20 protein-coding genes are annotated in these 20603 nt (G+C 60.1%); 3 read left to right on the forward strand and 17 right to left on the reverse strand.

Annotation, left to right across the window (positions count from 1 at the left end):
* Positions 1-150: 150 nt before the first annotated feature.
* The 6 genes from AC1DIS_RS22970 to AC1DIS_RS22995 all read right to left on the reverse strand — a co-directional run bounded on the left by AC1DIS_RS22970 (position 151) and on the right by AC1DIS_RS22995 (position 5555).
* A complete protein-coding gene (locus AC1DIS_RS22970; RefSeq protein ID WP_018925173.1) occupies positions 151-804 on the reverse strand; it encodes an HAD family hydrolase in 654 nt (217 codons plus the stop codon).
* A 34-nt stretch (positions 805-838) separates the two neighbouring features.
* Positions 839-1828, reverse strand: coding sequence for an ABC transporter ATP-binding protein (locus AC1DIS_RS22975; protein ID WP_477743816.1), 990 nt, complete (start codon positions 1826-1828; stop codon positions 839-841).
* Positions 1825-2625, reverse strand: coding sequence for an ABC transporter permease (locus AC1DIS_RS22980; RefSeq protein WP_018925174.1), 801 nt, complete (start codon positions 2623-2625; stop codon positions 1825-1827). Before AC1DIS_RS22980 ends, AC1DIS_RS22975 begins: the two co-directional genes overlap by 4 nt.
* Positions 2612-3448 (reverse strand): ABC transporter permease, encoded by an 837-nt coding sequence (locus AC1DIS_RS22985; protein ID WP_477745531.1) that lies wholly within the window; start codon positions 3446-3448, stop codon positions 2612-2614. Before AC1DIS_RS22985 ends, AC1DIS_RS22980 begins: the two co-directional genes overlap by 14 nt.
* Positions 3449-3453: 5 nt before the next feature.
* A complete protein-coding gene (locus AC1DIS_RS22990; RefSeq protein WP_018925176.1) occupies positions 3454-4260 on the reverse strand; it encodes an alkaline phosphatase family protein in 807 nt (268 codons plus the stop codon).
* Between the two features lie 227 nt (positions 4261-4487).
* Positions 4488-5555 (reverse strand): ABC transporter substrate-binding protein, encoded by a 1068-nt coding sequence (locus tag AC1DIS_RS22995; protein WP_018925177.1) that lies wholly within the window; start codon positions 5553-5555, stop codon positions 4488-4490.
* Between the two features lie 351 nt (positions 5556-5906).
* On the opposite strand from AC1DIS_RS22995, the gene AC1DIS_RS23000 reads away from it, so the two are divergent.
* A complete protein-coding gene (locus AC1DIS_RS23000; protein ID WP_007940851.1) occupies positions 5907-6620 on the forward strand; it encodes a UTRA domain-containing protein in 714 nt (237 codons plus the stop codon).
* Positions 6621-6627: 7 nt separating this feature from the next.
* On the opposite strand, the gene AC1DIS_RS23005 is transcribed toward AC1DIS_RS23000, so the two are convergent.
* The 7 genes from AC1DIS_RS23005 to minC all read right to left on the reverse strand — a co-directional run bounded on the left by AC1DIS_RS23005 (position 6628) and on the right by minC (position 13562).
* A complete protein-coding gene (locus AC1DIS_RS23005) occupies positions 6628-8781 on the reverse strand; it encodes a mechanosensitive ion channel family protein (RefSeq protein WP_064619274.1) in 2154 nt (717 codons plus the stop codon).
* A gap of 77 nt (positions 8782-8858) precedes the next feature.
* The gene (locus AC1DIS_RS23010) at positions 8859-9035 is read right to left on the reverse strand and encodes a hypothetical protein (protein WP_008005668.1); all 177 of its coding nucleotides are present in this window, start codon (positions 9033-9035) and stop codon (positions 8859-8861) included.
* 248 nt (positions 9036-9283) lie between these two features.
* Complete coding sequence (locus AC1DIS_RS23015) at positions 9284-10573, reverse strand: M18 family aminopeptidase (RefSeq protein WP_018925179.1); 1290 nt, start codon at positions 10571-10573, stop codon at positions 9284-9286.
* A gap of 256 nt (positions 10574-10829) precedes the next feature.
* On the reverse strand, positions 10830-11465 hold the full coding sequence (locus tag AC1DIS_RS23020) for an RluA family pseudouridine synthase (RefSeq protein ID WP_477781096.1): 636 nt from the start codon (positions 11463-11465) through the stop codon (positions 10830-10832).
* Between the two features lie 91 nt (positions 11466-11556).
* Positions 11557-11811: a cell division topological specificity factor MinE gene (gene minE, locus AC1DIS_RS23025; RefSeq protein ID WP_007940845.1), complete on the reverse strand. Its 255-nt coding sequence runs from the start codon at positions 11809-11811 to the stop codon at positions 11557-11559.
* Positions 11811-12623, reverse strand: coding sequence for a septum site-determining protein MinD (gene minD / locus AC1DIS_RS23030; RefSeq protein ID WP_007940844.1), 813 nt, complete (start codon positions 12621-12623; stop codon positions 11811-11813). The genes minE and minD overlap by 1 nt, the downstream gene beginning before the upstream one ends.
* Positions 12624-12824: 201 nt before the next feature.
* The gene (gene minC, locus AC1DIS_RS23035) at positions 12825-13562 is read right to left on the reverse strand and encodes a septum site-determining protein MinC (protein ID WP_026331736.1); all 738 of its coding nucleotides are present in this window, start codon (positions 13560-13562) and stop codon (positions 12825-12827) included.
* 118 nt (positions 13563-13680) lie between these two features.
* Between minC and AC1DIS_RS23040 the strand changes: the two genes are divergently transcribed.
* Complete coding sequence (locus AC1DIS_RS23040; protein ID WP_477743815.1) at positions 13681-14613, forward strand: lipid A biosynthesis lauroyl acyltransferase; 933 nt, start codon at positions 13681-13683, stop codon at positions 14611-14613.
* A gap of 35 nt (positions 14614-14648) precedes the next feature.
* Positions 14649-15821, forward strand: coding sequence for a patatin-like phospholipase family protein (locus AC1DIS_RS23045; RefSeq protein ID WP_111454643.1), 1173 nt, complete (start codon positions 14649-14651; stop codon positions 15819-15821).
* A 51-nt stretch (positions 15822-15872) separates the two neighbouring features.
* On the opposite strand, the gene AC1DIS_RS23050 is transcribed toward AC1DIS_RS23045, so the two are convergent.
* The 4 genes from AC1DIS_RS23050 to AC1DIS_RS23065 all read right to left on the reverse strand — a co-directional run bounded on the left by AC1DIS_RS23050 (position 15873) and on the right by AC1DIS_RS23065 (position 20510).
* Positions 15873-16658, reverse strand: coding sequence for an outer membrane protein OmpK (locus AC1DIS_RS23050; RefSeq protein ID WP_018925184.1), 786 nt, complete (start codon positions 16656-16658; stop codon positions 15873-15875).
* Positions 16659-17140: 482 nt separating this feature from the next.
* Entirely contained in the window at positions 17141-18499 is a 1359-nt protein-coding gene (locus AC1DIS_RS23055) for a nucleobase:cation symporter-2 family protein (protein ID WP_018925185.1), read from the reverse strand.
* Between the two features lie 154 nt (positions 18500-18653).
* Positions 18654-19955, reverse strand: coding sequence for a urate hydroxylase PuuD (locus AC1DIS_RS23060; protein ID WP_477743813.1), 1302 nt, complete (start codon positions 19953-19955; stop codon positions 18654-18656).
* 51 nt (positions 19956-20006) lie between these two features.
* Positions 20007-20510, reverse strand: coding sequence for an ureidoglycolate lyase (locus tag AC1DIS_RS23065; RefSeq protein ID WP_018925187.1), 504 nt, complete (start codon positions 20508-20510; stop codon positions 20007-20009).
* Between the last annotated feature and the right edge of the window lie 93 nt (positions 20511-20603).

The following is a 20603-nucleotide window of genomic DNA, read 5'->3' on the forward strand; positions in this document are numbered from 1 at the left end:
TGCCTTTGTGGCGAGGGAGCTTGCTCCCGCTCGGTTGCGAAGCAGCCGCAAAACCTGAAAACCGGTTTTACCTGGCTAGCCACAGTGACTGATTTCAGGGCCGCTTCGCGGCCCAGCGGGAGCAAGCTCCCTCGCCACAGGGGACCCGGATTACTTCCAGATATGGATCGGCCAGCCGGCTTTTTCGGCGTGTTCGAGCAACACCGGATCCGGATTCACCACATGCGGGAAATCCACCTTCAGCAGCAGCGGCAGATCGTTGCGTGAATCGGAATAGAAACTCGCGCCTTCGAGGTTTTCCTCTTCGGCGTCCAGCCATTCCAGCAAGCGGGTGATCTTGCCTTCGCGGTAGGTCAGGGTGCCCACCGTGTTGCCGCTGTACACCCCGTGCGCCACTTCCAGCTCGATGCCGAGAATCTCGTCGATGCCCAGACGGTCGGCAATCGGCTTGACCAAATGCGTGCCTGAGGCCGAGATCACCAGAATCCGGTCGCCGGCCTTGCGGTGGGCGGCGATGGCTTTGGTGGCGTCGCTGAAGATGATTGGCTCGATAAAATCTTCCACCCAAGGTGCCACCAAGTGCTCGAGCTCTTGCGGCGTGCGACCGATCAACGGCTCCAGGCTGAAGGCCATGTAGTCTTCCATCGCCAAGTGGCCCCTGCCGTAGGCATCCATCAATTCCTTGTCACGACGCAGGAAGGATTCGCCATCGACCCAGCCGAGGCGGGCCATCTGTTCGCTCCATAGCGAGGCGCAGTCGCCGTGGATCAGGGTTTCGTCCAGATCAAAAATTGCCAGGGCCATCAGTACGGTTCTCTCTTCAACATCAGCAAGGTCATCAGGCTACCTCACACAGGGCTGTCGGATCGATGGAAAGTGCCAGGCGCTGACCATCGGGATGCAGATCGGACGCCGAGCGGTTCAGCACATCCACCACCAATTCCACCCCCCGAGCTTCCACCCGATAGCGAATCACGTTGCCCAACAGGCTGTGGCTGCGCACCTGCGCGTCGAGTTCGCCGTTCAGGCTCAGCTCGATGGCCTCCGGGCGAATCGCGATGCGGTGGGTGATCGGCCGCTGCAACAATTTGCTGGCACTGTCGGCGTCCAGCAGGTTGTAGTTGCCGATGAAGCCTGCGGCGAACACGTCGACGGGCGCGGTGTAGAGGGTTTCGGCATCGCCACTCTGTACGATCTTTCCCTGATTCATCAGGAAGATTCGGTCAGACATGGTCAGGGCTTCTTCCTGATCGTGCGTGACGAAGATCGTGGTCAGGCCGAGTTCGCGCTGGATCTGACGGATCTGTTCGCGCAAGTGCTTGCGAATCCGCGCATCGAGCGCCGACAGCGGCTCATCCAGCAACAACAGGCGAGGCCGGGTCACCAACGAGCGAGCGAGGGCGACACGCTGGCACTGGCCACCGGACAGTTGATGCGGGTAGCGTGCGGCGAAGTCATTGAGCTCTACCAGTCTCAGCACTTCGGCGATGCGTTTTTGGCTGTCGTCGGCGTTGACCTTCTGCATGCGCAAACCGAAGGCGATGTTCTGCTCCACGGTCATGTTCGGGAACAGCGCATAACTCTGGAACACCATGCCGATTCCGCGTTTCTGCGGGCTCAGTGGGACGAGGTCGTGACCCTCCAGCAGAATCTGGCCACCGTCCACCGAGGTCAGGCCGGCGATGCAGCGCAGCAGCGTGGACTTGCCGCAACCGGACGGGCCGAGCAGGGTGACGAATTCGCCTTTCCTGATTTCGCAGTTGATGTCGCTGAAGACGGTGGTGCCTGAGTAATCTTTCTGAAGATGTTGGACGCTTACATAGCTCATTCGCTTTTGTCCTTGTTCAAGATATTGGCCACCCAGGTCAGAACCAGCACAAAGAAGAAGTAGGAAATCACCAGCGCGCTGGTGAAGTGGCCGCTGCTGTTGCGCATGTTGTTGAGGTAGACCTGCAGGGTTTCGTAGCGGGTGCCGACGAGGATGTTGGCGAACACGAACTCACCGAACAGGAACGAGAAGGACAGCAGCAACGCGACCATCAGCCCCTTGCGCAGGTTCGGCAACACCACCAGGAAGGCTGCTTGCCAAGTGCTGGCGCCGAGCAGTTGCGCGGCGTCCATCAGGTCGCGCAGGTTGATCGCTTGCAGGTTGTTGGTGATCGCCCGGTACATGAACGGCAGCGCCACGGTGAAGTAGCAACCGATCAGAATCCACGGCGTACCCACCATCGCGAACGGCCCCGAACCGTAGAGCTGCAACAGCCCCACCGACGACACCACCGGCGGCACCGCGAAGGGCAGCAGGATCAGGATGTTCATCAGCGCGTCGAGCTTAGGGAAGTGGTAATGCACCACGAACAGCAGTGGCAGGATCAGCACCACCGACAGAATCAGCGAGCCGATACAAACCAGCAACGACTGACCGAATGCGTCGAGAAAGCGCGGATCACTCCACAGCTGGATGTACCACTTGAAGGTAAAGCCGCTGGGCATAATCGTCGCCGACCAACTGCTGGCGATCGAGTAGATCAAGGTTCCGAGCAGCGGCAATAACAGAATGGCAAACAGCAAATACACGATGACCCGGTGGTAGACACCGACGGGCCCCAGTTCAGCGCGAGACATGGTAGCTCCTCTTCAACAGCAGCTGATGCACGATGGTCACCAGGGTCATCAACGCCACCAGCACCACGGCCAAGGCGCTGGCGAGGTTCGGGTCGAGGGAAATGTCGCCGGACACCATCGCCGCGATACGGATCGGCAACACGTTGAAGTTGCCGGTGGTCAGCGCGTAGACCGTGGCGTAGGCGCCAAGGGCGTTGGCCAGCAGAATCACGAATGTGCCCAGCAGTGCCGGGGTCAGCACCGGCAGACCGATGTGTCGCCAGAATTGCCAGCCGTTGGCCCCGAGCAAGGCGGCGGACTCACGCCAGTCTTCGCGCAGGGCATCGAAGGCCGGGTAGAGCAACAGCACGCCCAGGGGAATCTGGAAGTAGGTGTAGAGAATGATCAGCCCGGTTTTCGAGTACAGGTTGAAATCCTGAATGATTCCGGTCTGTTTCAGCATGATGGTGAAGGTGCCGTTGAACCCCAGCAAGATGATGAACGCGAAGGCCAGGGGCACACCGGCGAAGTTGCTGGTCATGTTAGCGAAGGCATTCACGAAGTTGCGCAGTTTCGAGTCGACCCGGCGCAGGGAGTAGGCGCCGAGTACGGCAATGACGATGCCGAATACGCTGGACCAGAAACTGATCTCAAGGCTGTATTGGATCGCCTGCAAATAGAACTTCGAATTGAATATTTTGCTGAAGTTGGCCAGGCCCCAACCGAACTCTTCCGATTGCAGGCTGTTGATCATCACCCAGAGCAGCGGGGCGATCTCGAACACGAAGAAGAAAATCGCGAAGGGCACCAGGCACAGAGCGGCCAGCCATTTACCGCGGGTCATGGCATTCACTTGAGCAGCTCCCGGCACACAGGTTTGTCGTGGGGCACGCCCAGCAGTTCGCAGACGGTGCCGCACAGTTCGGTTTGTTTCGGTGCAGCGCCTTGGTTGAAGCTGAAGGCGTCGCCGAGGACGAACAGCGGCACTTCGCGTTCTTCAGGCAGCAGGCCGTTGTGCGAGCGGTCGTTGTTCATGCCGTGGTCGGCAGTCACCAGCACTTGGTATCCGGCGTCGAGCCAGCCTTGCAGGTAGTCGGCGAGGATGACGTCCGCCGAGCGGGCGCTGTTGCGGTATTGCGGGGTGTCGAGGCCGTGCTTGTGCCCGGCGTCGTCGATGTTCATGGGGTGGACCAACAGAAAGTTCGGCGCGTGGCGCAGGCGCAGGTTTTCCGCGTCGGCGAACAGGTGCGAGTCCGGGTAGTGGTCGTTCCAGTAGAAGTGACCGTGCTGGATCGGCAGTTTCGGGTCGTCGGTGTGACGGTCCCGGGCAGCCACGAACGGCGAACGGTTATACAACTCGCTGACCCAGTGATAGGCCGCGGCGGCGGTTTTCAGGCCGGCGTCGGTGGCGTAATGGTAGATGCTGCGCTGGTTGGACAGGCGTGAGACGTTGTTGTGAACGATGCCGCTGTCGATCGGCGCAACGCCGGTCAGGATGCATTCGTAAAGCGGTCGGGACAGAGCCGGCAGTGCACATTCCAGTTTGTAGAGCGCCGCGCGTCCTGCGCCAACGTAAGCCTGCAGATGCCCCATGGCGTGGCGCGCGACTTCGTAATTGAGGCCGTCGAGCACGACAAGGATGACGTTGTGCTTCATGGGGGGGACTCCGCAAAAACAGATGATTCAAGTACGCAACAAATCCCTTGTGGGAGCGGGCTTGTGTGGCGAGGGGGCTTGTCGGACCGCCGCATCGCCCCGTTGGGCCGCGCAGCGGACCCAGTATCTACGAGCGCTGCGCACTCGAACGGGGGCAAGCCCCCTCGCCACAGGCCCGCTCCCCCATTTGGATCTCCATCAGATATCCAAATGGGGGATCTACAGGTTTACGGCATATTGATGATGACTTCTTCCTGCCACTTCTGCGGCAGCGACTTGGAGGTCTTTTCCCACGCGTCGGCGTCTTTGATCGGCGTGACCTTTTTGTACTGCTCGTTAGGCAGCAGTTTGGCCTTGACCTCTTCCGGCAGAGTCAAATGCTCGGCGCGAATTGGACGGGCGTTGCCTTTTGCCAGGTTGATCTGGCCAGCGTCGCTGAAGATGTATTCGCGGGCCAGTTTGGCGGCGTTCGGGTGCTTGGCGTATTTGTTGATGATGGTGGTGTAGCCGGAAATCACCGAGCCATCGGATGGAATCAGCACGGTGTAGTCATCCGGATTCGCCATCTTGGCCTTGTAGCTCAGGCCGTTGAAGTCCCAGACCACGCCGACTTCGATTTCACCCTTTTCCATGGTGGCGATCGTCGGGTTGGCCATGGACAGGCGGCCTTGCTTGGCGATGTCTGCGAACAGCAACAGGGCTGGCTGAATGTTTTTCTCGTCACCGCCATTGGCGAGGGCGGCGGCCAGTACGCCGTTGGCGGCCTGGGCTGCGGTGCTTACGTCACCGATGGAGACTTTGTACTTGCCGCTCTTGAGGTCGGCCCATTTGGTCGGTGCTTCGGAACCGTGCAGCAGCTTTTTATTGATGATGAACGCGATGGAGCCGGTGTAGGCCAGTGCCCAGTTACCGTCCTTGTCCTTGGCCCAGTCCGGAACCTGTGCCCAAGTACTTGGCTTGTAAGGTTGCACCACGCCCTGCTTGACCGCGATCGGGCCGAAGGCGGCACCGACGTCGCCGATGTCGGCTGTGGCGTTGTCTTTTTCGGCAGCGAACTTGGCGATTTCCTGGGCCGAGCTCATGTCGGTGTCGATGTGTTTCAGGCCGTATTTCTTGGCCAGGTCTTCCCAAGTGCCTTTCCAGTTGGCCCAGTCATCGGGCATGCCGACGCTGTTGACGGCGCCTTCCGCTTTCGCAGCGGCTTCGAGTGTTTTYAGATCGGTATCCGCCGCCATGGCGGCAGTGCACAGGGCAATGGTCGAGCCTAACAGTGATGCCAGGAAAAACTGTTTCATCCGAAGCTCCTTTGGGCGTTTTCAACGCTGCGATTGCGGTTGTGTTGGTCTAGGTCAGCAATACCTGAGCCAATTTAGGCGTCCTGGATGACATTTTGATGTCGACGACCGGTCGGCCTGAATTTCCTGCGCTCGGATACGCGGGGTGCGAGATAAGCGTAGACCATGGCTAAAGGGCTGATATGAAAGGGACTTGGCCATGAAATTGCAGGTGTCTGAAGCAACCGTTCGGCGGCTTTGTCATCTGTCAGTCATCTGCAGTGCCTAGGCTTGCAGGCAATTGATGGAGCCCGGTTTCAATCGCGGTTCTGCCCTGAATCAGTGCTGGTCTAGTCCAGATAGGTAACGTTGATGCGCATCGAGACAACCAAAGCGGTGACAGCGATCGGGCAGGTTCTGCAAGAACAGCTCGACCACGGGCTGTTGGCGCCCGGGAGCAAGTTGCCGGCCGAGCGCAAGCTCAGTGAGTTGTTCGGTACCACGCGGATTACCGTGCGTGAGGCGTTGTTGCAGTTGGAGGCCCAGGGCCAGATTTATCGCGAGGAGCGGCGCGGCTGGTTCGTGTCGCCACCACGGCTGGCTTATAACCTGATGCAACGCAGCCACTTTCACGCGATGGTCAGCGCCCAGGGGCGGGTGCCGTCCACCGAGGTGATTTCCGCGCGTTTGCAACCGGCGTCAGCGGCGGTATGTGCCTGGCTCCAGTTGCCGGCGCTGTCGAGCGTGATCCAGATCTGCCGCTCGCGACGGATTGACGGGCGATTGGTGCTGTATGTGGAGCACTACCTGAACCCGCAGTATTTTCCGGGGATCCTGGATTTCGATCTGAATCAGTCGATGACCGAACTGTATGCGCGGCATTACGACTTGCACTACGGGCGGGTGCGCTTCGAGATCGTACCGACCGCGCTGTCGGTGGACGCCGCGGCGGCTTTACGGGTATCGGTGGGCAGCCCGGGGTTGCGGATTGCCCGGGTCAACTACGATCAGCACCAGCGGCTGATCGATTGTGACCTGGAGTTTTGGCGCCATGATGCGATTCATGTCGGGGTGGATGTGGTTTGAATCCCACCTACGCAGATTGTTCGCCACCGGGGGTGATCACCTGAATGCTCATGCGCGGTGTCGCCAGATCCAGCCCGGCCTCATCCAGATGCCGCTTCAGCGATAAATTGAATGCCCGGGACACTTCCCACTGCTTGATCGGCGCGGTCTTGAAGCGGGCGCGAAGAATCGCATTGCCTGACTCGAAACTTTCGACCCCCTGGATCTCCAGCGGCGACCAGATGTTGCGCCGTTGCAGCGGGTCGGTGCGCATTTTCTGGCCGACGTCGCGCATCAGCTTGATCGCCTCGTCGATGTCCATGTTCGAGGGCACCGCCACCCGGAAGATCGCGTAGCCGAACTCCCGGGAGTAGTTCTTGATGCTTTTGATTTCGCTGAACGGAATGGTGTGGACGATGCCGTCGATGTCCCGCAGGCGCACGGTGCGGATGGTCAGGCCTTCGACCGTGCCCAGGTGGCCGCCGACGTCCACGTAGTCGTCGATGGCCAGGGAGTCTTCGATGATGATGAACAGCCCGGTGATCAAGTCGGCCACCAGCGATTGCGCGCCGAAACCGATGGCCAGGCCGATGACGCCGGCACCGGCCAGCAGCGGCGTGACGTTCATGCCCATGTTCGCCAGGGCGACGATCAGCGCAATGATGAAAATCGCCACGAACAGCACGTTGCGGATCAGCGGCATCATCGTCTGCGCGCGGGCATTGGCTAGGCCTTTGCGCGAGCGGGTTAGGGCGTGGTGCACGGCGGTGTCGCTGAGAATCCAGATCAGCCAGGCAAAAATCAGCGTGCCGCCGAGGCTGAACAGTTTGACGCTGACTTCATGGCCTTCGCCTTCGGTGAAGCGAATCAGCGACATGCCCCAGACCCGCAGGCCGAGTTCGATGAACGCCAGCCATACCAGCAGATGGGCGAGGGTGTAGAAGAAGCTTTTCAGGCGATCCGAATACAGCGCATGGCGCTTGGGGCCGCGTTGTGGCTTGAGTGCATGACGGCGCACCAGCCCGTTGATGACCATGCACAACACCAGCAGCACGGTGCAGATCAGCGACTGACGCAGCGCGGTGCTGGTGTCGCCGGCAGAGACGAAGGTGGCGAACAGTGAGATGCCCACCAGCACCAGCGCCGGCAGATACCAGAACGTCCCGAGGATTTCGATCGTGTCGCTCAAGGCGCGGCGGGTCAGGCGCCGAGACAGCGGCTGGTTGCGGATCAGGTGCGCGATGGGCCGGCGGAAACGCAGAATGAAAAAACCTGTGAAGATCGCCGCCAGTACATTGGCGAACGTCGCCGCCGTATGGGCCAGATGTTCACCGAGGCTGGCGATCAGGCGCGGGTCGTTCAGGGCTTCACCGAAGGCGGCGAAACTGCCGATCAGCCACAACGGGCGGAAGGCCTGATGCCGCAGGATGTACAGGGCGCGATGACGATGCGGGCCATCGAGCAGGGAAAACGCGATGACGCAGATCGCCGAGAAACAGGTACCGACCACCAGCGCATAAGCCAGCACCATGGCCAGGCTTTTGCCCAGTGACGAGGGCAGGGCGTAGGTCATGTAAACCGTCATGACCAGGGCGATCATCCACGGCCCGAGTTTGCGCAAGGCAAAGCGCAGCATGTCCAGGGCCTTGGGGTGTTGCGGCAGTTCTTCGGTGAGGCCGAAGCGCATGCGCACCCGGTGGCCGAGCCAGATCAGGGCGGCGGCCAGCAGGCTCCAGACCATCAGGATCATGGCGAAGGCAAAGATGATGGGCAGCCATTCATTGGCCGGCAGCATGAGTGCCACCAGTTCATCCTTGGCCAGGTTGACTTCTTCGGACCAGCGAGTGAGGGGGCTGTCGGCGCCGGAAAATTGCTTTTCGAAACTGGCCAGGGTGCCGCCGATCAGGCCCAGCACGCCTTCTTCTGTGGTGGGTTGGGCTTTTTTGCTGACGTCGCGCAGCTTTTTCAGGTCCGCCAGGAGTTTGGTCCGTTGCTGATCGTTTTCCAGCGACTTGATGACTTCGTCCAGCGACTGTCCCAGTGGAGCTTGCGCTTCGGGCTGGGTTTTTGCCGAGCCGCTGAGCAGCCCCGGCAAGCCGGCCGCCTGGGCAGGCGTCAGCGGCAGCAGCGTCATCAGGCAGACAAGGAACAAACAGGGCAGGGCAAAAAGACGAGCGAACACTAGGCGGTCAACCTCGGATGAGCGAATCGGCCGAGTGTACGAGCCCGTCAAAATCAATGCGAGCCGGGCGCGAGGATTTATTCGTTGAGTTTGGCGAGGATCTTGTAGATCACGGTGGCGAGGATCATCAGCATGCCGACCCACATCGCGAACACACCGGCGTTCTTGTCGCGAAAGTTGAAACCGATGGCCAACATGATCATCCCGGAAAGAATCGGGATCAGCATGGCGTGAAACGAAGACATCGAGATCATGGTGACAGCCTTGTCGGAGGGGTTACTGCAAGTCTAGGCGGCTTTCGGGCGGGCGTTGGTGATGTGTGGCAGGAATGGATCGCAAGATCATTGTGGCGAGGGAGCTTGCTCCCGTTGGGCTGCGAAGCAGCCCCAAAACAAAGCAACATCGGCTAATCAGCCAGACCGAGTTTGCCAAGTTACGACTGCTTCGCAGCCGAGCGGGAGCAAGCTCCCTCGCCACAAAAGTTGCCTTTTAATTACAAGGGTTATGGCAACTCGCGGCAGGCGTAGAACGCGCTCAGCACTTTGACCAGGTGTGCCAGGTCATGGCTACCGCACAGCTCGCGGATCGAGTGCATGGCGAATGTCGGCAGGCCGATGTCCACGGTGCGCACGCCCAGGTGGCTGGCGGTGATCGGGCCGATGGTCGAGCCGCAGCCCATGTCGCTGCGCACCACGAAGCTCTGCACCGGTACTTCTTCGGCCATGCACAAATGACGGAAGAACCCGGCGGTTTCGCTGTTGGTGGCGTAGCGCTGGTTGCTGTTGACCTTGATTACCGGGCCGGCATTGAGTTTCGGGCCGTGGTTGGCGTCGTGCTTGTCGGCGTAGTTCGGGTGCACGCCGTGGGCGTTGTCGGCCGAGACCAGCAGGGATTTCTGAATGGTCCGTACGAATTCATCCCCTTCGGGCAACAGGCGACGCAGGGTTTGCTCAAGCATCGGACCGTCAGCGCCACAGGCCGAGCAGGAACCGACTTCTTCGTGATCGTTGCAGACCAGCACGCAGGTTTCGTCGGTTTCAGTCGTCAGCAATGCTTGCAGGCCGGCGTAGCACGACAACAGGTTGTCCAGGCGGGCGCCCGCGATGAAATCGCCATGCAGTCCAATGACCGCGGCGCTTTGGGTGTCGTAGAAGCTCAGCTCGTAATCGAGCACCACATCGGCATTCAGGCCATGTTCGCGGGCCAGCTGATCGGTGAGCACGGCGCGGAAGTCCACGCGTTCGTCACCGGCGAATTGCGCGAGAATCGGCGGCAGTTCGGTCTGGGCATTGATCGCCCAGCCCATGTTGGCTTCACGGTTGAGGTGAATGGCCAGGTTCGGAATGATTGCAACGGGAGCCTTGAAGTCGATCAACTGGCTCTCGACCTTACCATCGCGACGGAAGGTCACGCGGCCGGCCAACGACAGATCGCGGTCGAACCACGGCGCCAGCAGTGCACCGCCATAGACTTCGACGCCCAATTGCCAGAAGCCCTGGCGTTGCAGTTCCGGCTGGGGTTTGACCCGCAGGCACGGGCTGTCGGTGTGCGCGCCGACCAGGCGAATGCCGCCATGCAGGGGCGAATGACGGCCCATTTTGAACGCGACGATCGAAGAGTCGTTACGGGTGACGTAGTAACGGCCATTGGCTTCGGTGGTCCATGGTTCGCGCTCGTCGAGGCGCACAAAACCGGCCGCTTCCAGGCGTTGGACAAGGCTGGCGGTGGCATGGAACGGGGTAGGGGAGGCCTTGAGGAAGTCGATCAGGCCTTGGTTCAACTCTTCGCGCATAAGAAGCTCCAGACAGCAGTGGCGCCAGTTTAACGTATTGAAAGCGCAAAGTGCGGCGGGCCTGATGTTGGCGGCGCGTGAGATTTAATGTGGCGAGGGAGCTTGCTCCCGCTCGGCGGCGCAGCGGCCGCAAATCCTGCTTGCGCAGTGTGCCCGACAGAATACGGTCGCTGGTTTTGGGAGTGCTCCGCACTCCAGCGGGAGCAAGCTCCCTCGCCACAACAGCTCCCTCGACACCGAAGCCTGGGCACCGCCGTTAGAACGGCGCCGGGCACTCGAAGCGCAGGCGTTCGCCGCTTTGCGGATGAGTGAAGCTCAGCATGCTCGCGTGCAGGCACAGGCGTGGCCAGGCAGCCAGGGCTTGCGGATGGGCATAGAGCCCGTCACCCAGCAGCGGGTGGCCGATGGAGAGCATGTGCACGCGCAACTGGTGAGAACGGCCGGTGATTGGCGTCAGCTCGACGCGGCACCAGTCGCCACAACGCTCCAGTACACGCCAGAAAGTCAGGGCGTGCTTGCCGAATTCGTGGTCCACCACATGCCGTGGCTTGGTCGGCGGATCGTAGCGCAGGGGCAAATCGATGCTGCCACTGTCCAGTTCCGGTTGTCCCCAGCACAGGGCGGTGTAGGCCTTTTCGGTTTCGCGGTCGTGAAATTGCCGAGACAGCTCGCGATGAGTGTCCGGGTCACGGGCCAGCAGAATGATGCCGGAGGTTTCCCAGTCCAGCCGATGGACAATTCGCGCTTCCGGGTAGCCGTATTCTTGCAGGCGCGTAATCAGGCAGTCCTTGTTGTCATCAGCCCGTCCGGGGACGGAGAGCAACAGGGTCGGTTTATCCACCACCAGTACGGCGGCGTCCTGATAGATGATGCGGATGTTGGACAACGGCATTAAAACAGCCTCGTAACAAACGCCAACGGCGACTCAGGCCCCCTCCAGTCATGGAAGGGCCCTGAGCCGCCGTGGCTCCCGCCGGATCGACTCAGCGATCGGGCAGGGTGATATTGAGTTCCAGAATCGAGCAGCTGCCCTGGTTTTCCAGAGCGACGTGCACGTCATCGGACCCGATATTGACGTACTTGCGGATCACTTCCACCAGTTCCTTCTGCAAGGCTGGCAAGTAGTCCGGCGTACTGCGTTGGCCGCGTTCATGCGCCACGATGATCTGTAGACGCTCTTTCGCTACCGAGGCGGTACTGGGCTTTTTGTTGGCACGAAAGAAGTCAAAAAGGTTCATTACCTACCTCCAAAAAGTCGCTCGAAGAATCCCTTCTTCTCGACATCGAGGAAACGATGGTCCACGGTCTTGCCCAACAGACGATCGACAGCATCGCTGTACGCCTGGCCGGCGTCGCTCTGGTCGTCGAGAATCACCGGCACGCCCTGGTTGGAGGCCTTGAGGACGGCTTGCGATTCCGGAATCACGCCCAGCAGGGTCACCGCGAGGATTTCCTTGACGTCTTCGACGCCGAGCATTTCGCCGTTGACGACGCGCGTAGGGTTGTAGCGGGTCAGCAACAGGTGTTCCTTGATCGGGTCTTCGCCGTTTTCGGCGCGACGGGACTTGCTGGCCAGCAGGCCAAGCATGCGGTCCGAGTCACGTACGGAGGAGACTTCCGGGTTGGTCACGACGATCGCTTCGTCAGCGAAGTACATGGCCAGGTGGGCACCTTTCTCGATACCGGCCGGGGAGTCGCAGACCACGAATTCGAAGTCTTCTTTCAACTGCATCAGGACTTTTTCTACGCCTTCCTGGGTCAGCGCGTCTTTATCGCGGGTCTGACTGGCGGCCAGCACGTAGAGGTTTTCCAGGCGCTTGTCTTTGATCAGGGCCTGTTGCAGGTTGGCTTCGCCGTTCACCACGTTGACGAAGTCATACACCACGCGGCGCTCGCAACCCATGATCAGGTCGAGGTTACGCAAGCCGACGTCGAAGTCGACGATAACTGTTTTGTGACCACGCAGAGCGAGGCCGGTACCGATAGCGGCGCTGGTGGTGGTCTTACCCACACCACCCTTGCCGGATGTAACCACGAGAATCTTGGCCAAGGTGTTTTACCCCTAAGGAAAAAGGACGTTTAGCCCCTGAAAAACATCTCTTGAAAAACTACTGCAGTCGGACAGCCTTGGCTGGAATCCGGTTTTGAGCGGTATCTACCCCCGGTAAACACTGCTTTTAGCCTTTTTCCTACTTCGTTTGAGCCGGTTTCGCTACGTTTTAGAGATGCTTGGAAAATGCGGCAGTATCCGTTAAAGCCGAATGATGTTCAACACGTCACCCGACAGGCTGACTTGTACTCCGGCGCCCCACAATGGATCGCGGCGCAGGTCCTCGGAAACCTTGTAGTGACCGGCGATGGAGACCAGTTCAGCGGTCATTTGCTGACAGAAAATCCTGGCTTTCGTATCACCTTTGACACCGGCCAGCACACGACCGCGCATTGCGCCGTATACATGGATGTTGCCGTCGGCGAGAAGTTCCGCCCCCGGGCTGACCGACGAAATCACCACCAGATCGCTGCCCTGGGCATAAATCTGCTGGCCACCACGTACTGGCGACGTGATGATTTTCGTCGGTTTGATGGTCGGCTCCGGTGGTTTTTCCGGTTTTTTCGCTACGACGCCTTCGAGCGGGTCGAGCGGGCGTTCCCGCGCGCCGGACGGCGGCAGCACTGGCAGATCCACCGCAATGGCGGCGGCGATGTCTTCAATGCGGCTGGCACGGATCGCCAGGGTGCGCAGGCCATGCTGGCGGCAGATGCGCATCAATCCCGGCAGGTCGACCGAGCCTTCGCTGGCCGGGAGTTTGTCCAGGGCCAGTACCAGCGGCGCGTTACTGAAGAAGTTGGGCGCCTGGGCGACCTTGGCGGCCAGTTGCCGATCAAGGTTCTCGAGGTCGTTACGGGCCAGTTCCAGCACCGTAATGGCCAGCATGCTGCCCTTCAACTGGAACACGGGATCTTGGTCTAGCGGTTCGGTTTGGCTCATGGTCGGCATACAACGGCTTGTCACTAAAAGTGCCGAGACTTATAACGAGAACGCCCGCAGGCCGCAAGCCGGGTCGAACGATGTAGAATGCGCGGCCATTAACTTTCCGGAACCTTTAATGGAACGCCCGCGATTTCGAACAGCATTTCTTTCTCCGCGTTTCTGGCCGCTGTGGTGTGGCCTGGGGCTGTTGTGGCTGATTGTGCAGTTGCCGTATCCGGCGTTACTGGCGATCGGTCGCGCCCTGGGCGCATTGATGTACCGAGTGGCCGGCGACCGACGGCGCATTGCCAAGCGCAATCTTGAGCTGTGTTTCCCTGAAAAATTCGCTGCCGAGCGCAAACGYCTGCTCAAGGAAAACTTCGCGTCCACCGGCATCGCCTTCTTCGAGATGGCCATGAGCTGGTGGTGGTCGCGCAAGCGTCTGGCGAAACTGGCCCATGTCGAAGGCCTGGAGTATTTGAAACAGGCTCAGGCGCAAGGCAAGGGCGTGATTCTGATGGCTGTGCACTTCACTACGCTGGAGATCGGCGCAGCGTTGCTCGGTCAGCAACACACCATCGATGGCATGTACCGCGAACACAAGAATCCGCTGTTCGACTTCATCCAGCGCCGAGGCCGCGAGCGGCATAACCTCGACTCGCTGGCGGTGGAGCGCGACGACGTGCGTGGCATGCTCAAACTGCTGCGCGCAGGGAGAGCGATCTGGTACGCACCGGATCAGGACTATGGCGCCAAGCAAAGTATCTTCGTGCCGCTGTTCGGGATTCAGGCGGCGACTGTCACCGCCACCAGCAAATTCGCACGCTTGGGCAAAGCGCTGGTAGTGCCGTTCACCCAGGAGCGCCTGGCTGACGGCAGCGGTTATCGACTGGTGATTCATGCCCCGCTCGAAGGCTTTCCCGGCGAGACGGAAGAGGCCGATTGCATTCGGATCAACCAATGGGTGGAGGGTGCGTTGCGCGAATGTCCGGAGCAATATCTCTGGGCGCATCGCCGCTTCAAGAGCCGCCCACCGGGCGAGCCGAAACTGTACGCCAAACGCGGTTGAGTCACCGATCCCTTTAAGCACCATGGAGTGTTGCAATGAGTCCTGCTGAACCGGTTACAGGGTTGATTCTTTCCGGCGGTGGGGCTCGTGCGGCCTATCAAGTAGGCGTGCTGGCAGCGATTGCCGAGCTGCTGCCGATGGGGGCGACGAATCCGTTTCCGGTGATCGTCGGCACCTCGGCCGGTGCGATCAATGCGGTCAGCCTGGCCAGTGGGGCGATGGATTTTCGGAGTGCGATCGAGCGTCTGACGGCCTTCTGGCAAGGTTTTCGCAGCCATCTGGTATTACGCAGCGATTGGCCGGGGGTGATTCATCAGGCCGCCCGTTTTGTCAGTCACAACCTGATGGGCATTGGCTCGCCGGTGCCGGTGGCCCTGCTTAACAGTTCGCCGCTGCGCCGCTTGCTTAATCACAAACTGCACATGCCCGGGATTGCTGAAGCGATTGCGCAAAAGCAATTGCGGGCCGTAGCGGTTACAGCGTTCGGCTACGAGTCCGGCCAGGCCGTCACGTTTTATCAGGGCGGCGGCACCATCGAATCCTGGTTGCGCCATCGGCGAGTCGGCGTGCCGACCCAACTGACTGTCGACCATCTGCTCGCCAGTTCCGCGATTCCATTGCTGTTCGCACCGGTAAAAATCGGCGAAGAATATTTCGGCGATGGCGCGGTGCGTCAATCGGCACCGATCAGCCCGGCCCTGCACCTGGGCGCCAGTCGCGTGCTGGTGGTGGGCGTCAGCGGCAACCCGCGCGGGATCGATCCGCAACAGCCGCTGCAACGTGCCTACACCGGTCAGCAGCCGACCCTGGCGCAAGTCGGTGGGCACCTGCTCAACAGTACGTTCATTGACAGCCTGGAAAGTGACATCGAGTTGTTGCAGCGTCTGAACCAGTTCAGCCATCTGCTGCCCGATGGCATCTCGAGTCGTGCATTGGGAGCGGCGCCAGTGGATGTGTTGGTGATTTCACCGAGTCAGCCGATCGATGAAATTGCCGCGCGGCATCGCCAGGAACTGCCGGCAGCCTTGCGTCTGTTTTTACGCGGGCCGGGGGCGACCAAGACCAGCGGGGCAGGGGTGCTGAGTTATCTGCTGTTCGAGGCGGGGTATTGCAGCGAATTGATTGATCTGGGGCGGCGCGATGCGTTGGCCAAGCGCGATGAGCTGTGCCGGTTTCTGGGGTTGGTGGAGCCTGCGGTTCCGGCTTGAGGTTTGTGGTGTGGCAATCGCGGGCAAGCCTTGCCCGCGAAGCTTTTACGATCAGAAGTGGAACTTCACCAGCAAGCTCGTGTTGCTCTGATCGGTCTTGAAGTACTGACTGTCCCTGATCCCGTACTTGTCCGACCAATAGTCGTACTCGACACCCACATACAACTGCTTCTCGCCAATGTTCAGCGCTTTGCCCAAGTCGTATTTGATCTGCGGGTTGAAGTGCAGGTTGGCGTGGTAGGTGCCTTTGCTGTTCTTGTCGTTGTCGACCACCCAGTCCATGAAGCCATCGATCAGGATGTTCGAATCGCCCACCGGAATGGTGTAGGACCAGACCGGGGTGATCTGCCAGACGTTGTCACCCGGGCGGCTGCCTTCGGTGTGACGCTGGTAGAAGTTCAGCTGGAAGTAGTCGAAACCAGGAATCGCCAGGTCGAAACCCGGACCGATCAGGTAAGACTCGGTATCGCCTTCACCGAACTCGTACGTCATGGCCAGCAGCACGTCCTTGACCGGGCCGAACTCCAGTTTCTGGTCGAAGATTTTGCCAAACGACAAGCGCGGGCTGATTTCGCCGTAGTAGGTGTTCGAACCGACGCCGGGGTCGTCCTTGCCGTTGTAGAAAATCTTGTCGACGAACATGAAGTTGTCGCCGTATTTCCATGCATCGGCGTGCTCGAAAGTGACCGTTTGCTGAATGCGCGGGTTGACCTGGAAGTCCTTGCCATAGAGGTAGGTCAGGCTGTTGTTCTGCCATTGCAGCAAGTCGCCGGCCATGGCCTGGCCCCCGGCCAGCAAGGATCCCGCGAGCATCAGACTGGTGCACGTACGTTTCATTCGGTTGCTCCCAAAAAGTAGGTGGTTCCACGTTATTTTTCTAAGGTCGGCGCTCTGGTGTGGCGCCTTTTCTTGCTGCTGTAAAAAATCATCCATTCGGTCAGCTTTGGTGCTGTTAGCAAGAGCTGAGCCAAGGCTTTCAAAAAGCCAAAAAATGCCCGTTCGGCTGTTCTAAAACAGTCGATTGAGCGTCTTTTCGGGAAGCCTTGATACTGCCCGGAGCCGGGGTAAGTTGGCTTTCCGGTCAGGAATTAAATCCGGGCTTTTTTTTAGACCGGATTCGGGCGGCCGCGGAGAATACTGACTCCTTGGCCAGGTCTCAAGTGCCCCGCAACAGAGCACTGGCGACAGGTGTGGGGCATTGCTGAACGACAGACTTGTCTGGGTACGAATCATCTGTTGCTCCCTCTTGTTTTTATTGTTTGAGGTGCAGGCAGCCACCCCTGTGGGAACTCGCCACAGGGTGTGTGCTTTGTACTGTGTCAGTGCGTGTGGGCGTGGCAGTCGTTGACGGCTGCGCGTTCGTGACCGCCGAGGATGTTGAACAACAGGTTCAATGCCAGGGCGCTAAGCGTGGCCATGGCGATGCCGCTGTGGGTGATCGGGCTCATCCACATCGGCAGATGGGCGAAGAATTCCGGGCGCACCACCGGGATCAGCCCCATGCCGATACTCACCGCCACCAGCAACTGGTTGCGCCGGTCACCGATGTCGGCCTCCTGGAGAATCTTGATCCCGGTGGCGGCGACCATGCCGAACATCGCAATCGCCGCGCCGCCGAGTACCGCCGGAGGTATCGATGCCACCAGGAACGCGGCTTTGGGCAGCAGGCTCAGCACGATCAGTAAGCCACCGGCGACGATGGTCACCGAGCGGCAACGTACGCCGGTCATTTGTACCAGGCCGATGTTCTGAGCGAATGAGGAGTGGGTGAAGGTGTTGAAGAAACCGGCGAAAAACGAAGCACCGGCATCGCACAGCAAGCCGCGACGCAGCATCCGCGGCGTGACGTCCTGGCCGGTGATTTTGCCCAGCGCGAGGAACATCCCGGTGGACTCGACGAAGATGATTACCACCACCAGGCACATGGACAGAATCGGTGCGAGCTCGAATTTCGGCATGCCGAAATGCAGCGGGGTGACGATTTGCAGCCACGGCGCCTGGTCCATGCCGCTGAGGTCGACCATGCCGATCACGCCGCAAATCGCGTAACCCAGGCACATGCCGATCAGCACCGAGATGTTGACCCAGAATCCGCGCATGAAGCGGTGGACCAGCAGAATGGTGGCCAACACCAGTGCGGCGATGGCCAGGTAGACAGGCGAACCGAATTGGGCTGCGCCAGCACCGCCACCGGCCCAGTTCACGGCTACGGGGAACAGCGATAAACCGATCGAGGTGATGACAGTGCCGGTCACCAGCGGCGGGAAGAAGCGCACGACCTTGGACATGAACGGTGCGATGAGCATGCCGAAGAAACCGGCGGCAATGGTCGCGCCGAAAATCCCTTGCAGGCCGATGCCGGGCATGCCGGCCATGGCCACCATGCTGCCGACCGCGGCGAAACTGGCGCCCATCATCACCGGCATGCGGATGCCCATCGGGCCGATGCCCAGCGACTGGACGATGGTGGCAATGCCGGCTACCAGCAGGTCGGCGTTGATCAGGAAGGCGATTTCTTCACGGTTCAGGCCGGCGGCCTGCCCGATGATCAGCGGCACTGCAATGGCGCCGCCGTACATCAGCAGAACGTGTTGCAGACCGACCAGAATCAGTTGCACAAGGGGTAAACGTTGAATGGCGGGTGCGTCGGGGATGCGCGCTTCGGATAGCTCGGACATGCAACACCTCGGATCTTTTTTATTCTTGTGATTTTTGTATCAGGGGGACCGCAGTGCGGCCGTTCGCGGGCAAGCCTCGCTCCTACAGGGATTGTGTTGACCTTGTAGGAGCGAGCGGGCGGCGATCCGACTTGCCCGCGAAGCTTTTCAACGATTAATGGGTCGGAGCTCCCTGAACAATCCACGCGCCGATCAGGTCACGTTCCTGCTGGGTCATCTGGGTGATGTTGCCCAGTGGCATGATCTGGCTGGTGACCGCTTGAGCCTGGATGCGGGCAGCGTTTTGGCGGATCTGTTCTGGCGTATCGAACATCACGCCGGCCGGTGCGGCACTGAACAGCGGGCTGGTGGGTTTGGCCGAGTGACAGACCGCACAACGTTCCTGAATGACGCTGTGAACCTTGTCGAACGTCGGGCCCTGATTCGAGGCTTGGGCCGGTGCAGCGGCAGGCGCATCAGGTTTCGCCGCTTCAGGTTTGGCACCACCGCCGAGGGCGGTTTCCGGCAGCGGCTGGTACTCGATGGTCCCAGGAGCCTTGGCCACTTCAGGTGCGCTGGACATCGGCGCCGGGCCGGTCACGTAGGCCAGGCAAATCATGCCGACCGCCGCAACGGGCAGGGTCCAGGCGAATTTGTGGCTGTCGTGACGGGTGTTGAAGTAGTGACGCACCAACACCGCCAGCACCGCGATCCCGGCCAGGATCAGCCAGTTGTATTGGCTGCCGTAGGTGCTCGGGAAGTGGTTGCTGATCATGATGAACAGCACCGGCAAGGTGAAGTAGTTGTTGTGCCGCGAACGCAGCAAACCTTTGGCCGGCAGCGCCGGATCGGGCGTGCGGTTTTCGGCGATCGCCGCCACCAGTGCGCGCTGGGCCGGCATGATGATGCGGAACACGTTGCCGACCATGATGGTGCCGATGATCGCGCCGACGTGCAGGTACGCGCCACGACCGCTGAACACTTTGCTGAAACCGTAGGCGGCGCCGATGATCAGCACGAACAGAATAAAGCCGAGCAGGGCAGGGCGTTTGCCCAGGGCCGAGTCGCAGAGGAAGGAGTAGATGAACCAGCTGATGAACAACGAGCCGAGGCCGATGGCCACGCCTTCAGGGCCGCTCAGGGTGCTGCCCGGTGCCAGCAGGTACAGCGTCGGGTTGGAGTAGAACACCACGCACAGCAGCGCGATCCCCGACAACCAAGTGAAATAGGCTTCCCATTTGAACCAGTGCAGGTTGTCCGGCATGGTCGGTGGAGCCAGTTTGTATTTTTCCAGGTGGTAGATACCGCCGCCATGGATTGCCCACAAATCGCCCGCCAGGCCGTTTTTCGGGTTGACCCGATTGAGGTTGTTTTCCAGCCAGACGAAATAGAACGACGCGCCGATCCAGGCCACGCCAGTGATCATGTGAACCCAGCGCACGCTCAGGTTCAGCCATTCCAACAGATGTGCTTCCACAGTCTTTACCTCTCGCCTGTCACCCTTGTTGTCGAGTGATCAGACCTTCTCTTATTGGTGGGGGGCGAGGATCAAACACTCATCCTCTTGGAAAAAATGCTCATCGCAGTTATTGCCTGTGCCACTGCGATCAACCACCAGGAAGTCATCCCGCTTTTCGATCGTCAGCACCGGGTGGTGCCAGACGCCGCGATGGTAATTAATGCCCTGCCTGCCGTTGGTGACGAAGGCGCGGACCAAGCCTGATACAGGTGCATCGCCAAGTGGCGCGACCACGATCAGAAAGGGGTTGCCGAGCAGCGGAATGAACGCCTGACTGCCCAGCGGATGGCGCTCCAGCATGCGTACCGTCAGCGGCATGTCCTGCGCGTCGGCGCGGAAGATGCTGATGATCGCCTTGTCCTCTGGCGTGGCGGTTTCCACCGTCGCCAGTTTGTGGAAGCGCATGGTCGAACCGTTGTTGATCATGAAGTGATCGCTGCCGTCGGTTTCGATCACGTCACCGAAAGGGGCGAAGGCTTCTTTGGTCAGCGGTTCAATCGTCAATGTGCGCATGCTGGTCTTCTTAATCTCGAATGTGTTGGGGTACTGCTTTTGTAGGAGCCGGCTTGCTGGCGATGGCGTCAGTGAGGGCGCTATCGCCAGCAA

The organism is Pseudomonas sp. 05N433 (assembly GCF_056396925.1).

What these genes read in the sequence shown, in the direction of transcription:
- AC1DIS_RS22980 (WP_018925174.1), bottom strand. Translation starts at nt 2,625, where the DNA reads ATGTCTCGCGCTGAACTGGGGCCCGTCGGTGTCTACCACCGGGTCATC.
- AC1DIS_RS23000 (WP_007940851.1), top strand. Translation starts at nt 5,907, where the DNA reads ATGCGCATCGAGACAACCAAAGCGGTGACAGCGATCGGGCAGGTTCTG.
- AC1DIS_RS22970 (WP_018925173.1), bottom strand. Translation starts at nt 804, where the DNA reads ATGGCCCTGGCAATTTTTGATCTGGACGAAACCCTGATCCACGGCGAC.
- minE (WP_007940845.1), bottom strand. Translation starts at nt 11,811, where the DNA reads ATGAACCTTTTTGACTTCTTTCGTGCCAACAAAAAGCCCAGTACCGCC.
- AC1DIS_RS23020 (WP_477781096.1), bottom strand. Translation starts at nt 11,465, where the DNA reads ATGCCGTTGTCCAACATCCGCATCATCTATCAGGACGCCGCCGTACTG.
- AC1DIS_RS23045 (WP_111454643.1), top strand. Translation starts at nt 14,649, where the DNA reads ATGAGTCCTGCTGAACCGGTTACAGGGTTGATTCTTTCCGGCGGTGGG.
- AC1DIS_RS23010 (WP_008005668.1), bottom strand. Translation starts at nt 9,035, where the DNA reads ATGATCTCGATGTCTTCGTTTCACGCCATGCTGATCCCGATTCTTTCC.
- AC1DIS_RS23015 (WP_018925179.1), bottom strand. Translation starts at nt 10,573, where the DNA reads ATGCGCGAAGAGTTGAACCAAGGCCTGATCGACTTCCTCAAGGCCTCC.
- minC (WP_026331736.1), bottom strand. Translation starts at nt 13,562, where the DNA reads ATGAGCCAAACCGAACCGCTAGACCAAGATCCCGTGTTCCAGTTGAAG.
- AC1DIS_RS23065 (WP_018925187.1), bottom strand. Translation starts at nt 20,510, where the DNA reads ATGCGCACATTGACGATTGAACCGCTGACCAAAGAAGCCTTCGCCCCT.
- AC1DIS_RS22975 (WP_477743816.1), bottom strand. Translation starts at nt 1,828, where the DNA reads ATGAGCTATGTAAGCGTCCAACATCTTCAGAAAGATTACTCAGGCACC.
- AC1DIS_RS22990 (WP_018925176.1), bottom strand. Translation starts at nt 4,260, where the DNA reads ATGAAGCACAACGTCATCCTTGTCGTGCTCGACGGCCTCAATTACGAA.
- AC1DIS_RS22985 (WP_477745531.1), bottom strand. Translation starts at nt 3,448, where the DNA reads ATGACCCGCGGTAAATGGCTGGCCGCTCTGTGCCTGGTGCCCTTCGCG.
- AC1DIS_RS23050 (WP_018925184.1), bottom strand. Translation starts at nt 16,658, where the DNA reads ATGAAACGTACGTGCACCAGTCTGATGCTCGCGGGATCCTTGCTGGCC.
- AC1DIS_RS23055 (WP_018925185.1), bottom strand. Translation starts at nt 18,499, where the DNA reads ATGTCCGAGCTATCCGAAGCGCGCATCCCCGACGCACCCGCCATTCAA.